Source organism: Reyranella sp. (genome assembly GCF_044224635.1).
GTDB lineage: Bacteria > Pseudomonadota > Alphaproteobacteria > Reyranellales > Reyranellaceae > Reyranella.
On the sequence record NZ_JBGAKA010000006.1, the window covers coordinates 20,286 to 32,772 of the forward strand.

General features: G+C 66.3%; 14 protein-coding genes. 9 read left to right on the forward strand and 5 right to left on the reverse strand.

Features of this window, described 5'->3' with window-relative positions; translation table 11 throughout:
* Positions 1 to 45: 45 nt before the first annotated feature.
* Complete coding sequence (locus tag ACILR9_RS07540) at positions 46 to 1,749, forward strand: amidohydrolase family protein (protein ID WP_395709297.1); 1,704 nt, start codon at positions 46 to 48, stop codon at positions 1,747 to 1,749.
* 40 nt (positions 1,750 to 1,789) lie between these two features.
* Here the strand turns inward: ACILR9_RS07540 and ACILR9_RS07545 are convergent, their stop codons facing one another.
* Together ACILR9_RS07545 and ACILR9_RS07550 are read right to left on the reverse strand one after the other, a co-directional pair.
* Complete coding sequence (locus ACILR9_RS07545; protein WP_395709298.1) at positions 1,790 to 2,572, reverse strand: hypothetical protein; 783 nt, start codon at positions 2,570 to 2,572, stop codon at positions 1,790 to 1,792.
* Between the two features lie 23 nt (positions 2,573 to 2,595).
* Positions 2,596 to 3,201, reverse strand: a complete 606-nt coding sequence (locus ACILR9_RS07550) for a 2-hydroxychromene-2-carboxylate isomerase (RefSeq protein WP_395709299.1) — start codon at positions 3,199 to 3,201, stop codon at positions 2,596 to 2,598.
* Positions 3,202 to 3,263: 62 nt separating this feature from the next.
* On the opposite strand from ACILR9_RS07550, the gene ACILR9_RS07555 reads away from it, so the two are divergent.
* From ACILR9_RS07555 to ACILR9_RS07575, 5 genes are all read left to right on the forward strand, one after another.
* Positions 3,264 to 4,004: a glutamine amidotransferase-related protein gene (locus ACILR9_RS07555; protein ID WP_395709300.1), complete on the forward strand. Its 741-nt coding sequence runs from the start codon at positions 3,264 to 3,266 to the stop codon at positions 4,002 to 4,004.
* 160 nt (positions 4,005 to 4,164) lie between these two features.
* Complete coding sequence (locus ACILR9_RS07560; RefSeq protein WP_395709301.1) at positions 4,165 to 5,130, forward strand: SPFH domain-containing protein; 966 nt, start codon at positions 4,165 to 4,167, stop codon at positions 5,128 to 5,130.
* Between the two features lie 9 nt (positions 5,131 to 5,139).
* Positions 5,140 to 5,583, forward strand: a complete 444-nt coding sequence (locus tag ACILR9_RS07565) for an NfeD family protein (protein ID WP_395709302.1) — start codon at positions 5,140 to 5,142, stop codon at positions 5,581 to 5,583.
* Positions 5,584 to 5,667: 84 nt separating this feature from the next.
* On the forward strand, positions 5,668 to 5,907 hold the full coding sequence (locus tag ACILR9_RS07570) for a FitA-like ribbon-helix-helix domain-containing protein (protein ID WP_395709303.1): 240 nt from the start codon (positions 5,668 to 5,670) through the stop codon (positions 5,905 to 5,907).
* Positions 5,904 to 6,341, forward strand: coding sequence for a type II toxin-antitoxin system VapC family toxin (locus ACILR9_RS07575; protein ID WP_395709304.1), 438 nt, complete (start codon positions 5,904 to 5,906; stop codon positions 6,339 to 6,341). The genes ACILR9_RS07570 and ACILR9_RS07575 overlap by 4 nt, the downstream gene beginning before the upstream one ends.
* Positions 6,342 to 6,524: 183 nt before the next feature.
* On the opposite strand, the gene ACILR9_RS07580 is transcribed toward ACILR9_RS07575, so the two are convergent.
* The gene (locus ACILR9_RS07580) at positions 6,525 to 7,463 is read right to left on the reverse strand and encodes an acetamidase/formamidase family protein (protein WP_395709305.1); all 939 of its coding nucleotides are present in this window, start codon (positions 7,461 to 7,463) and stop codon (positions 6,525 to 6,527) included.
* Positions 7,464 to 7,535: 72 nt separating this feature from the next.
* Here ACILR9_RS07580 and ACILR9_RS07585 point away from each other — a divergent pair, with 72 nt between their 5' ends.
* Complete coding sequence (locus ACILR9_RS07585) at positions 7,536 to 8,399, forward strand: 23S rRNA (adenine(2030)-N(6))-methyltransferase RlmJ (protein ID WP_395709306.1); 864 nt, start codon at positions 7,536 to 7,538, stop codon at positions 8,397 to 8,399.
* Here the strand turns inward: ACILR9_RS07585 and ACILR9_RS07590 are convergent.
* Both ACILR9_RS07590 and ACILR9_RS07595 read right to left on the reverse strand, forming a co-directional pair.
* Positions 8,341 to 9,579 (reverse strand): MFS transporter, encoded by a 1,239-nt coding sequence (locus ACILR9_RS07590; RefSeq protein WP_395709307.1) that lies wholly within the window; start codon positions 9,577 to 9,579, stop codon positions 8,341 to 8,343. The genes ACILR9_RS07585 and ACILR9_RS07590 overlap by 59 nt on opposite strands.
* Positions 9,576 to 10,424: a polyphosphate kinase 2 family protein gene (locus tag ACILR9_RS07595; protein WP_395709308.1), complete on the reverse strand. Its 849-nt coding sequence runs from the start codon at positions 10,422 to 10,424 to the stop codon at positions 9,576 to 9,578. The genes ACILR9_RS07590 and ACILR9_RS07595 overlap by 4 nt, the downstream gene beginning before the upstream one ends.
* 62 nt (positions 10,425 to 10,486) lie before the next feature.
* On the opposite strand from ACILR9_RS07595, the gene ACILR9_RS07600 reads away from it, so the two are divergent.
* Positions 10,487 to 11,644 carry an MlaE family ABC transporter permease gene (locus ACILR9_RS07600; RefSeq protein ID WP_395709309.1) on the forward strand — a complete coding sequence of 386 codons (1,158 nt, stop codon included), beginning with the start codon at positions 10,487 to 10,489 and terminating at the stop codon, positions 11,642 to 11,644.
* Between the two features lie 56 nt (positions 11,645 to 11,700).
* Complete coding sequence (locus ACILR9_RS07605; RefSeq protein ID WP_395709493.1) at positions 11,701 to 12,477, forward strand: ABC transporter ATP-binding protein; 777 nt, start codon at positions 11,701 to 11,703, stop codon at positions 12,475 to 12,477.
* The last annotated feature ends 10 nt before the right edge of the window (positions 12,478 to 12,487 follow it).

Consider the following 12,487-nt stretch of genomic DNA (forward strand, 5'->3'; position numbering starts at 1 on the left):
CAGAGTCGCGGGTGGCGCTCACGCTTTCCCGCAAACGGAGGAAACATGGCCCGGTTCGATCGCGTGATTCGTGGTGGCATGGTCGTCGACGGCAGCCGCATGCCGCGCTTTCGCGGCGATATTGGCATCAAGGATGGGCGCATTGCCTGCATCGGCCAAATCGGCGCCGGCGAGGCCGATGAGACGATCGATGCCGGCGGCCTGATCGTGGCGCCGGGATTCATCGACCTTCACACCCACTACGACGCCCAGTTGTTCTGGGATCCCTACTGCACGCTGTCGAGCTGGCATGGCATCACCTCGGTGGTGATCGGCAATTGCGGTTTTGGCTTCGCGCCGGTGCGCCCGGCCGAGCGCGACCGCGCCATGCTCACCATGACCCGGGTCGAGGCGATCCCGATGGCGTCCATGCAGGCCGGCATGCCGTGGGACTGGGTGACGTTCCCCGAGTTCCTCGACAGCGTCGAACGGGCGCCCAAGGCGGTGAACATCCTGCCCTACATGCCGATCTCGCCGCTCCTGATCTGGGTGATGGGCTTCGAGGCGGCCAAGGCGGGCAAGCTGCCGACGCCCGAGCAGCATGCCGAGATCAAGCACCTGCTGCACCAGGCCATGGATGCCGGCGCCTGCGGCTGGTCGGCTCAGCGCATGCTGCCGACCGGGCCGGCCGCCGTGCAGCGCGATCATGACGGCTCGGCGATGCCGAGCGACGTGATGCACGACGATACCTGCCGCGAGCTCGCCCGCGTGCTCGCCGAGCGCAATGCGGGCTTCATGCAGATGCTGCTGGTCTCGGGCGACAATGCGCGCGACCAGGCCTTCTACGAGGAGGTGGCGACACTGAGCGGCCGGCCGGTCATCATGAACGTGGTGCAGGCGTTCGATCACAAGCCGCACATCCATCGCCGCGTGCTGGACTGGCTGCGCAGCTGCCGTGAACGCGGCATCCGCGTCGTCGGGCAGGGACTGACCACCGACGCAGGCTTCACCTTCACCTTCGAGGACTGGAACCTGTTCGACGATTCCCAGCCCTGGTGCGACGCCACGACCGGCACGCGGGAGGAGCGTCTCGCCAAGCTCGCCGATCCGGCGCGCCGTCCGGCGCTGCGCGACAAACTGCCGATCACGGCGACCGGCCCGCTGCCGCAGATCGCCATCGTCGGGCCCAAGCTCGACAAGAACAAGAAGTGGCTCGATTACACGCTGGCCCATGCCGGCGAGAAGACGGGCAAGCATCCGGTCGACGTCATGCTCGACATGGCGGTGGAGGAAGATCTCAAGACGGAATTCTTTGCAGCACCACCCAACGGCCGCATCGATTACCTGAAGGAGCTGGTCGACGATCCCTACGTGCTGTTCGGCGTGTCGGACGGCGGCGCCCACACCAAGTTCCTGACGGCAGGCCGTTATCCGACCGAGACACTGTGCAAGGTCGTGCGCGAGCACAAGATGCTGAGCCTCGAGGACGTGCACTGGCGGCTGTCGGCCCTGCCGGCCGAGGTCGCGGGCTTCCGCGGTCGCGGCGTGCTGAGGCCCGGCGCGCCGGCCGACATCGTGATCTACGATTTCGAGGCGCTGCGCGTGCTACCCGACGAAATCGCGCATGATTTGCCGGGCGGCGAATGGCGCCGCATCCAGCGCGCCACCGGCTACAAGCACGTGCTGGTCAACGGCGAGGTCACCATCCGCAATGACCTGCCGACCAATTCCTTCTCTGGCCAGCTGCTGCGCCACGGCGGCGCCGGATGAGCTCGCATCGGCGACTTGATATTTGACCAGGGTCCGTTGCTCAGGGCGTGGGGCAGGGGAAGACGTTCATGTCGGGCCCGAGGTCGTAGGGCGGCGGCACCTGCGTGAGCGTCGTGACCTGCTGGGACAGCGCCCAGTCGAAGGCTCGCTTGGCGCGCGCGCAAAACTCCTTGTCGGTGGGCGCCCGCTGCGCCGTGCGATTGGCAAACTCGGTTACCACCTGGTCGACATTCAAGCGTTTGCGGCCGGCGAGCTGATTGATGGCGCGGCCATTGGCGGCGAGGTCGCTCTGGAACTTGGCGAGGAAGTTGCGGTACTGCGTCTCGTAGGCGCGGGTGCCGTTGGTATTCTGGCACTGCAGGGTGGCGACGTTCAACTCCATCTGCACCATGCGCGCGCGATAGATCGCGATGTCTTCGGTGCTGTAGCAGATGCCGCGGGTGGCAGATGCCGGCGGCGCGGCCGCGTTGGCCATCTGATAGTCGGCCGCCGGCGGCTTGTTTGCGGGAGCGGAAGAGGTCGAGGACTGACCCAGCGTGCAGGCACCCACAGCCATCACGCCGACAACCGCGATTGCCGCCCGCGAAATCGTTCTGATCATCAATATCACTCCCAACGCATGGCCGGAGACCGCAAGCCGGTACAACAGTTGAAGGCCTGATTCAAATCGAAATCCCGTGCCCGCCCCTCCGGCAGGCGGAAAACCTTGATCTTTCGGCGTGTCGCGCTCGGGTGCCCGGTCGAACATCTCGAGACCGAGGGCGATCCCGGCGGGATCGATGGTGATCGGCGGCGCTGTACGGAAGATGCTGGCCCGCCCCACGCCGTCGCGCTCGTCGTTGGCGTTCAGGCTGCTTCCAGCGCGGCGCGCACCAGCGGCAGGCGGTCGTTGCCGAAGAACATCGCCGAGCCGACGAACATGGTCGGGCTGCCGAAGCCGCCGCGCGCCATGAGCTCGTCGGTGTTGGCGCGCAGCCGTGCCTTGCAGGCGTCGGTCTCAATGGCGGCAAAGAAGCGCTGCCGTTCGAGGCCGGCGCGGCTTGCGATGTCGGCCAGCACGTTCTCGCGCGCGATGTTGCGATTGTCGCCCCAATACGCCTCGAACGCCGCGGTGGCGAACGGCACGAGCTTGCCCTCGTCGAGTGCCACGAAGGCGCCGCGCATGCACTTGACGCTGTTCACGGGGAACACGTCGGGCGGGAAGACGATGCGCAGGCCGTACAGGCTGGCCCACGCGGCGAGATCCTTCAGCATATAGGCCTGCTTCAGAGGATTGGGGTTGGCGCGGCTGTCGTAGACGGTGCGGTTCACCGTGTTGAACACGCCGCCGACCAGGATCGGCTTCCAGACGATGTCGGCGCCGAGCTCGGCGGCCAGCGGCTGCACAGCGTGGAAGGCGAGGTAGGTCCACGGGCTGGAGCAGTCGAAGTAGAAGTCGAGTTGCCGCGCCATTTCGTCCCTCCGATTCCGGTTCACCTTGTCGATGCCACAGCCCGCACGTATCTTGCAAATCCATGACAGTACCGGCTGAAAAGCCCAAGAAGATTGGCGCGAAGCAGATAGCCATCGTGGTGCATCAGGAGCACTCCCGGCCTGGACGGGTCGGCGCCCTCCTCGAGAAGCGCGGCTACGGTCTCCACCGCCTCTGCCCGAATCTCGGCTGCGAGCTGCCCGAAGACATGTCGGACTATGCGGGCGTGGTGATTTTCGGCGGGCCGATGTCGGCCAACGACTGCGGCAGTCTGGCTGGCATCAAGTGCGAGCTGGACTGGATCCCCAAGGTGGTCGAGGCGGGGGTGCCGTATCTCGGCCTGTGCCTCGGCGCCCAGCTCCTGACGCGCGCCGTCGGCGGTTGTGTGGCGCCGCATCCCGAGGGCAAGGTTGAGGTCGGCTATGCCGAGATCGTGCCGACCGAGGCTGGCCGTGAATGGATCAGTCGCCCGATGAAAGTCTACCAATGGCATCGCGAAGGCATGTCGATTCCGGCCTGCTGCGAGCTGCTGGCGACCAGCCAGACCTACCCCGTCCAGGGCTTTCGCTGCGGGCCGAATGCCTTCGGCTTCCAGTTCCATCCCGAGGTCACCTTGGAAATGAAGGACCAATGGACGAGCGAACCGGGCGAGAGCATGCGCAGGCCGGGAGCCCAGCAACGAGGCGTGCACCTCTCCATGCACCCGTTCTATGACCCCCCGCTCGACCGCTGGATCGACGGCTTCCTCGATCGCTGGCTGGCCACCGACACGCGGTCTCATTGAGCGCCATCTTCTCCAATCCTCCCCGATGACGGGGGAGGAACGCGAAGGGCGTGTCCACTCCCGACGCCGAGCTGGGCGGAGAGTGATCTTCCATCCCGTGGCCTCCCAGTCGGCGTTGCGGTAGGGTTTGGAAGATTACCAATCCGGGGGAGACGCATTGATGTCGGGTGCTCTGATCTTCGTGCTTGCCTTGGTCGTCGTCGCGCTCGTGCTGGTCTTTGCCGGGGTCAAGACGGTGGCGCAAGGCACCAACTGGACCATCGAGCGGTTCGGCCGCTACACCCGCACCTTGGCGCCCGGCCTTCACCTGATCGTGCCGTTCATCGATACGGTCGGCCGCAAGATGAACATGCAGGAGAACGTCCTCGACATCCCCGGACAGAAGGTTATCACCAAGGACAATGCCACGGTCCAGGTCGACGCCGTCGCCTTCTACCAGGTGGTCGATGCTGCGCGCGCGGCTTACGAGGTGCAGAATCTCCATCTTGCCATCACCAACCTGGCGCTGACCAACATCCGCAGCGTCATGGGCAACATGGCGCTTGACGAGGTCCTGTCGAAGCGCAACGAGATCAACAACACGTTGCTCGCCGTCATCGATCAGGCGACCGGCCCGTGGGGTGTCAAGGTGTTGCGCATCGAGCTCAAGGATATTGCGCCGCCCGATGATCTCGTGGTCGCGATGGGCCGGCAGATGAAGGCCGAACGGGAGAAGCGCGCCACCATCCTCGAGGCCGAGGGCGTACGCGAATCGAGCATTCAGCGCGCTGAGGGCGAGAAGCGGTCGGCGATCCTCACCGCCGAAGGCCGGCGCGAGGCAGCATTCCGTGACGCCGAGGCGCGGGAGCGCCAGGCCGAGGCCGAGGCGAGGGCGACCGCCGTCGTCGCCCAGGCGATCGCCGGCAACGGCGTGCAGGCGACCAACTACTTCCTCGGCACCAAGTATGTCGAGGCACTGTCGCGCATGGGCGCCAGCAGCAATTCCAAGGTGTTCTTCCTGCCGGTCGAGGCCGCGGGCATCATGGCCTCGATCGCCGGTATCGGCGAGCTCGCCAAGGAGGCGCAGGCGCGGGGCCTGGGCGACACGAACCGGCCGCGCGGTTCGGTTCCTACCTCTGGCGGCTGAAAGGGCGCCATGACCTTCAAGGTGATCTTCTGGCACTGGTGGGCGATCGCAGCGGTGCTGCTCGTGTTCGAGATGCTGCTGCCCGGGGTCGTCTTCATGTTCCTGGCGATCGGTGCGATCGCATCCGGACTTGCCGTGCTGGTTCTGTCCGACCTGCCTCTCGAGCTCCAGCTCACGATTTTCGCGATCGTGTCCGTCGCGTCGGCCGTTGCTCTGCGCCGCTTCCTGCGCCGCCTGGCCCATGGAAAGGCGGCCGACCGGACGATCAATGCCCGCGCCGACGCGCTCGTCGGACGCACGATCGTGCTCGATTCCCCGATCTTGGGCGGGCAGGGCCGTGTAAAGCTGGGCGACGGCAGCTGGGCGGTCAGCGGCCCCGACATGGCGGCTGGCACCCGGGTCCGCGTCACCGGGGTCCGGGGTACTGAGCTCAAGGTCGAGCCGGCGCCGTAGGGACGGGTCCCCCGGCCGATGCGGTGGCTTGACCGGAACTTCGCTCGCTGAGATCATTGCTATCAATGATCTCAGGGTGATCAGATGGCCGGAAATCTGCATGTCCGCAATCTCGAGGACGAACTCATCGTCAAGCTGAAGCGTCGCGCTGCCCGACACGGCCGTTCGACCGAAGCCGAGCACAGGGAAATACTGCGTCAGGCCCTTGCCGGCGAAGACGAACCCTCCTTCGAAACGCTCGCGGCCGAGTTGCGAAAGTTGACCAGGCGGCGAAAGCAGACGCCGTCGGAGGTTCTGCTGCGGGAGGGGCGGGACGAGCGGTGATATCGTTCGTCGTAGACGCCAGCATCGTGGTCAAGTGGGTAATCGAGGAAGAGGGAACGGAAGACGCGTTGTCCCTTCGCCATAAGGCGAGGCTCATCGCGCCCGACCTTCTCGCTGCGGAGTGCTCGAATATTCTATGGAAGAAGGTGCGGCGCGGCGAGCTTGTGAAGGACGAAGCTCTGCTCGCCGCCAAGCTTCTGCAGAACGCTGACCTCGAGCTGCTGCCGACACGCCCGTTGCTCGAAAGCGCGACGCGCCTGGCCGTCGAGCTGGATCATCCCGGAAGGCAAAGATGGTTCGAAGAGGACGTCCTGATGCTGATTGCAGACTCGTCTGGCTCTCGGCAAGTCCCTGGCAGTTCACGACGCCGAATGGAAGGCGGTGGCAACTCGATAAGGGATGTGTCGGCCATGCGATGGCGAACGGCGTGCTAGAGATATCGGACGTCATCGCATGGAGTTTCTGCGGCGTGTCCCAAAGGATCGGGAGCAATAGGCGTCATCTCGCCACCTTCGCTGGCTCTCGACCTTGAAACTTCGCAGAAACCGTCACGACTCTCTGATCAGCCGCCTGGTATCGCCAGCCGCCTGGTCTCGAATTGCTCGTTTCTGACGCCGCTATCCACCGATGATCTTCTTGGCGATCAGGCAGTGGATACCCTTGTTGCCGTCGACCGTCTGGGTGACGTGCAGGTCGGCCTGCAAACTGCACAGCATGTAGGCGTCGGCGGCGGACAGGCCGGTCCTGGCGGTGATCAGCCGGATCATGTCGCGCAGTGCTTCCTTGGCGGCGTCGTCGAGGTCCTGGTCGAAGCCATGCGTGATCCAGTGCGTCGCCGTCTCTGCGCGCGGATTGACGAGTTTCATGTCCTTGCGCACGGTGAAGCGGAAGGTGCCGGAGAGCGACGTCTCGAGCGCCGTCAGGTTGACCTCGCCGTCGCCCTGCACGCCATGGCCGTCGCCGGTCGAGAACAGGCCGCCCTCGGCGAACACCGGCAGGTAGACCGTCGTGCCGACCTGAAAATGCTTGTTGTCGATGTTGCCGCCGAAGGCGCGCGGCTCGACCGAGCTGCAGGCGCCCCATTCCGGCGGCGGCGCCACGCCCATGATGCCGAAGAACGGCTTGAGCTCGATCTCCAGCCCCCACGGCATGGTGCAGACGCCACGGTTGGAATCGATCGGGATATGGGTCAGGCGATGGAACGGGAAGTCCTCGGGCAGGGTGCCGGCGTGTGGGCGCTGGACGTTCCAGCCCCAGTTCGTGCGGAACTTGATGTCGAGCACCTCGACGGCAAGCACGTCGCCACGTTCGGCGCCCTCGACATGGACCGGGCCGGTAAGGATGTGCCGGCCGAGATGGGGCGTGAGCTTCGACAGCACCTCGCGATGCTCGGGCAGCACGTTGAAGGGCTCGCCGGGCAGGATCTCGGCAGACCCGGACACGCAATGGATGGTGGCGATGTCGCCCGATTTGATGCGCAGCGACGGCTTCAACTTGCTGTCGAAGTAGCCCCAGTGGCAGGTCTCCGGCGATGAATGCAATTCGTACGTGGCCATGGCGATTCCCCTTCGCGTGGCTTGAAGCACAGACCGTGCCCCGAAATCCATCGCTGATGCTATAGGCAGGGCATGAACTATCGCCATGGCTACCACGCCGGCAACTTCGCCGATGTCCTGAAGCACGTGGCGCTGTGCGAGCTGCTGCGCCTGCTGACGGCCAAGGACAAGAAGCTGTTCGTGCTCGACACCCATGCCGGTGCCGGCGGCTACGACCTGGCCGGCGACCTGGCGCGGCGGACCGGTGAATCCGAGAGCGGCGTCCGCCGTCTCGCAGCGGCGCCGCGCGCCGGCATGCCGGCGGCTGTGATGCGCTACCTGGCGGCGGTCGCGGCCTACGATCGCAGGTTCGGGCCGGCCGCCGAGGGGCTGCGTCGCTATCCCGGCTCGCCGCGCCTGGTGCGGGCAGCGCTGCGGCCGGGTGATCGTTTTGTCGCCTGCGAGTTGCATCCGGTCGACGCCCTGGCTCTCAAGCGTGAGTTTGCCGGCGACCGCGCCGTCGAGGTGCGCCAGGCCGACGGCTACAACGCCCTGAAGGCGTTGATGCCGCCGGTCGAACGGCGCGGCCTAGTGCTGATCGATCCGCCGTTCGAGGCGCCGGACGAGTTCGAGCGACTCCTGCGTGCCTTGCGCCACGCGATGCGCCGCTTTGCCACCGGCTGCTATGCGCTGTGGTATCCGATCAAGGATGAGGCGGCGCAGTCCTTTGTCGGCGCGCTGGCGGACCTGGAGCCGTTGCGTCTGACCCTCGATCTCGGGAGCGGCGAGGCAGGCAGGCTCTCGGCCTGCGGCCTCGCGGTGGTCAATCCGCCGTGGCGCTTCGACGAGGCGATGCGCGCGGCGCTGCCGTGGATCGCCGCCCGGCTCGGGCCCCGGGTCAGCGCGGCTGTTGATGGCGGGCGAGCCACTCCCGCGGTTCCGGCATCATCAGGGTGATCAGGAACGAGACCAGGCAGAGCACGGCGCCGACCAGGATGGCGCCGGTGTAGGAGCCGAAGAAATCGAAGGCGTAACCGGCGGCCGGCGAGCCGAGCAGGGCGCCGAAGCCGACGCCGCTGTAGAGTGCGCCGATGATCGAGCCGAGCGCCCCGGCGCCGAAATAGTCCGCGGCGAGGGACGGCGCGATGGCGACGAAACCGCCGTAGAAGGCGCCGAACAGCAGGGCGAAGACCACCAGGGCGGGCGCGCTGGTCGACAGCGACCACACCACCAGCATGACGGCCGCGCCGACATACATCATGGCGAATGATCGGCGCCGGCCGATCCAGCCCGTCACGCTGGCGAACAGGAAGCGGCCGACGGTGCTGCCCAGGCCCAGCAGCACGATCAGCAGCACGCCGAAGCCTTCGCCCAACCCGATATCGCGGGCGTAGGGCGCCAGATGGACGAACGGCACGAACAGGCCGAACGACATCAGGAACGCGCCGACATAGATTACCCAGAACGGGCCGGTGCGCGCCGCGCCGCCGAGGCTATAGCCGGTCGGCACGGCGCTGCCACCACCGGGCCGCGGCGGATCGCCGTCGGGAAACAGGCCGTAGCGTTCCGGCCCGGGCCGCACCAGAGCGCCGGCCACGATCGCGCCGACGACCGTCAGGCCGGCCAGGACGAGGTAGGCCTGGCGCCAGCCGATAATGGCGATCAGCTCGTGCGCGAGCGGCGCCCCCACCAGCGTGCCGACGCCGATGCCGGCCACGGCAAGGCCACTCGCCGCGCCGCGCCGGCGCACGAACCAGCGCTGGACCGCGGCGATGCTCGGCACGTAGGAGAAGCCGACGCCGACGCCGACGCCGAGCCCATAGCCGACATAGATCTGCCACAGGCTGCTCGCGCGCGCCGCGACGACGAGGCCGGCGGCGACCAGAATCAGGCCGCCGATCACCATGGGACGCGGCCCGGTATGGTCGGCGATCAGGCCGGCTGGCAGCCCGAACTGGAAGTAGAGAAAGGCCGCGATCGAGAACACCAGCGCGGTCTCTCCGCGGCGGGCGCCGAACTCGCTTTCCAGGACACCGAAGAAGGCGGCGAAAGAGTAGGCGACGGCGTAGCCCGTCAGCATGCACAGGAAGGCGCCGGCGACCACCCACCAGCCGGCGAACACCTTCGAACGGCTCACTTCTTGTGGCCGTGCTTCTTGTGCTTCATGTTGCTCTTGTCGTTCCTCGATTCGCCGGGCTCCCAGCCCCACAGCTTGCGCGCCGCGGAGACGATCTGCTGGTTGAGCGGCAGCGGCTCCGCGTCGACGCCTTTTCCGACGTGCCTGGCGACAATCTCCAGGCCCGACAGGCGCGCCCGCTGCTTGTTGTCGGAGGCGATGACGTGCCACGGCGCGTGGTCGGTGTCGGTGCGGTTCAGCATGTCGCTGTAGGCCTCGAGATAATCCTTGCGCCGGGCGATGTTGCGGAAGTCTTCGAGGCCGATCTTGTAGTGCTTGTGCGGATCATTCAGCCGATCGATCATGCGGCGCTTCTGTTCCTCGGCACTGACATGGACCAGCAGCTTGACGATGTGCACGCCGTCGTCGGCCAGCGTCCGCTCGAACTCGTTGATCTCGCGATAGCCGCGCTCCCACGCTTCGTCGTTGCACAGCCCTTCGATGCGCTCGACCAGGACCCGGCCGTACCAGGTACGATCGAAGATCGCCCAGTTGCCGGGCGCCGGCAGGCGGTTCCAGAATCGCCAGAGATAGTGCCGGCCCTGCTCCTCCGGCGTCGGCGCCCCGATGCGCCAGACGTGCGTCGATTTGGGCTCCAGCCCGGCGACCAGCCGCTCGATCATTCCGCCCTTGCCGGCGGCATCCCAGCCGTCGATGCCGATGATCACACGGCCGCCGGTGCGCAGATGCATCGTCTGCAGGTCGAGCAGCCGGTGCTGGAGCGCCGCCAGCTCGTCATCGTAGGTCTTGTCGTCGACCGGACGGTCGTCCATCTCGACGTCGTCCAGGATCGGCCATTTGCCCATCGTTTCCTCCGGCATCGATCGTGCCAGCGCCCGTCGGGTGAGGCAACGTTGGGAGATTGACAGTGCCTGCCGGCGTGACGACAAATCCCGCGATGGCCGATGCCGAACCCACCATCCGCTTCACGATGCGCGGCGGACAATCCGTGGTCGAGGTCGGCGGCGCCTGGACCGTGTTCAGCCTGCGCGGCTTCCGGCAGAAGGCGGCGAAGGCCCTGAAATCTGCCGGCTCGGGCAGATCCGCCGCCCTGGTCGATGCCAGCGCCGTGCAGCGCCTCGACACGGCCGGCGCCCTCGAGATTCTGCAGCTCGCCGGCGACGGCCCTCACGTCAAGGTCGAGGCGGCCGACAAGGCCCACGCCGACCTGTTCGAGGTGGTGCAGAAGAACATGTGCGCCGCGGCGCCGGAGCGGCGCGTCAACTGGTTCGCGCACTGGCTCGAGGAAGTCGGCCGCAATGTTGTCGAGATCTACCACCAGCTCGTCAATCTGTGCGCCTTCTTCGGCGAGATCCTGGTGGTTTTCCTCGAGGCCTGCCTGCAGCCGCGCCGCTTCCGGGCGAGCGCGGTGGTCCGCCAGATGTACGAGGTCTGGGTCCGCGCCCTGGTGATCGTGGGCGTGCTGACCTTCCTGATCGGCGTCGTGATCGCCTATCAGGGCGTCCAGCAGCTGCGCCAGTTCGGCGCCGAAACCTTCACCGTGGAGGCGGTCGGTATCGGCATGTTCCGCGAGCTCGGCGTGCTCCTGACGGCGATCATTGTCGCAGGCCGCTCCGGCAGCGCCTTCACGGCCCAGATCGGCACCATGCAGGTCAACCAGGAGGTCGACGCCATGCGCACGATCGGGCTCAACCCGATCGAATGGCTGGTGCTGCCCCGCATCACCGCCCTGGTGATCTCGATGCCGCTGCTGACCTTCTGGGGCGACATGACGGGCGTGCTGGGTGGGGCGGTCGCCTGCACGGTCTATCTCGATTTCACCTTCGTGCAGTTCTACGACAGGCTGCGGGATATGGTCGGTCCCTGGCACTTCTACATCGGCATGATCAAGGCGCCGGTATTCGGGGCGGTGATCGCCATCATCGGCTGCTTCGAGGGGCTGCAAGTGCATGGCAGCGCCGAGAGCGTCGGCCAGCTCACGACCAAGTCGGTGGTCGAGGCGATCTTCTCGGTGATCGTGCTCGATGCCATCTTCTCGATCATTTTCCTGCTGGCCAACGTGTGATGCCGGAGGCGGTCACCCACGTGGAAAGACCGCTGGCCGCCGAAGGCGGCCAGATCATGGACCATCGCGGCGGCCGTGACGTCGTGCTGCGCCTGCGCGGTGTGCGCACGCAGTTCGGCCCGAAGATCATCCACGATCATCTCGATTTCGACGTATTTCGTGGCGAGATTGTCGGCCTCGTCGGCGGATCGGGGACCGGCAAATCGGTTCTGCTGCGCACCATCATTGGCCTCAACCAGGCAAGCCAGGGCACGATCGAGATGCTGGGCGTCGACACCCACACCTTGCACGGCGAAGCCTTGCGCCGGATGCAGGCGCGAACCGGCGTGCAGTTCCAGGACGGCGCGCTCTTCTCGTCTCTGAGCGTCGCCGAGAACATCATCGTGCCGATCCGCGAGCATGCCGGCCTCGACGAAGAGCTGATGCGCGAGATTGCGGCGCTCAAGATCGCCCTGGTCGGCCTGCCGGCCGATGCCTCGGACAAGCATCCGTCGGAACTCTCGGGCGGCATGCGCAAGCGCGCCAGCCTGGCGCGGGCGCTGGCCCTGGATCCGGAGCTGCTGTTCCTTGACGAGCCGACGGCCGGCCTGGATCCAATTGGCGCAGCCCATTACGACGAGCTGGTGAAGGGTCTGAGCCGCAGCCTCGGTTTGACCGTCCTGATGGTCACTCACGATCTCGACAGCCTGAATGCCATCTGCGATCGAATTGCCGTCCTGCTCGACAAGCGCGTGGTGGTAGGTACGATGCAGGAATTGTTGACCTACGACCATCCTTGGGTCCGGGAGTATTTCCATGGGCCGCGCGGACGCGCGGCGGCCCGGCAGGAGTAGAGACGGCGTC

Coding starts and splice junctions, on each gene's coding strand:
- ACILR9_RS07555 (WP_395709300.1), top strand. CDS start 3,264: ATGACAGTACCGGCTGAAAAGCCCAAGAAGATTGGCGCGAAGCAGATA.
- ACILR9_RS07605 (WP_395709493.1), top strand. CDS start 11,701: ATGGACCATCGCGGCGGCCGTGACGTCGTGCTGCGCCTGCGCGGTGTG.
- ACILR9_RS07565 (WP_395709302.1), top strand. CDS start 5,140: ATGACCTTCAAGGTGATCTTCTGGCACTGGTGGGCGATCGCAGCGGTG.
- ACILR9_RS07580 (WP_395709305.1), bottom strand. CDS start 7,463: ATGGCCACGTACGAATTGCATTCATCGCCGGAGACCTGCCACTGGGGC.
- ACILR9_RS07595 (WP_395709308.1), bottom strand. CDS start 10,424: ATGGGCAAATGGCCGATCCTGGACGACGTCGAGATGGACGACCGTCCG.
- ACILR9_RS07585 (WP_395709306.1), top strand. CDS start 7,536: ATGAACTATCGCCATGGCTACCACGCCGGCAACTTCGCCGATGTCCTG.
- ACILR9_RS07550 (WP_395709299.1), bottom strand. CDS start 3,201: ATGGCGCGGCAACTCGACTTCTACTTCGACTGCTCCAGCCCGTGGACC.
- ACILR9_RS07540 (WP_395709297.1), top strand. CDS start 46: ATGGCCCGGTTCGATCGCGTGATTCGTGGTGGCATGGTCGTCGACGGC.
- ACILR9_RS07570 (WP_395709303.1), top strand. CDS start 5,668: ATGGCCGGAAATCTGCATGTCCGCAATCTCGAGGACGAACTCATCGTC.
- ACILR9_RS07560 (WP_395709301.1), top strand. CDS start 4,165: ATGTCGGGTGCTCTGATCTTCGTGCTTGCCTTGGTCGTCGTCGCGCTC.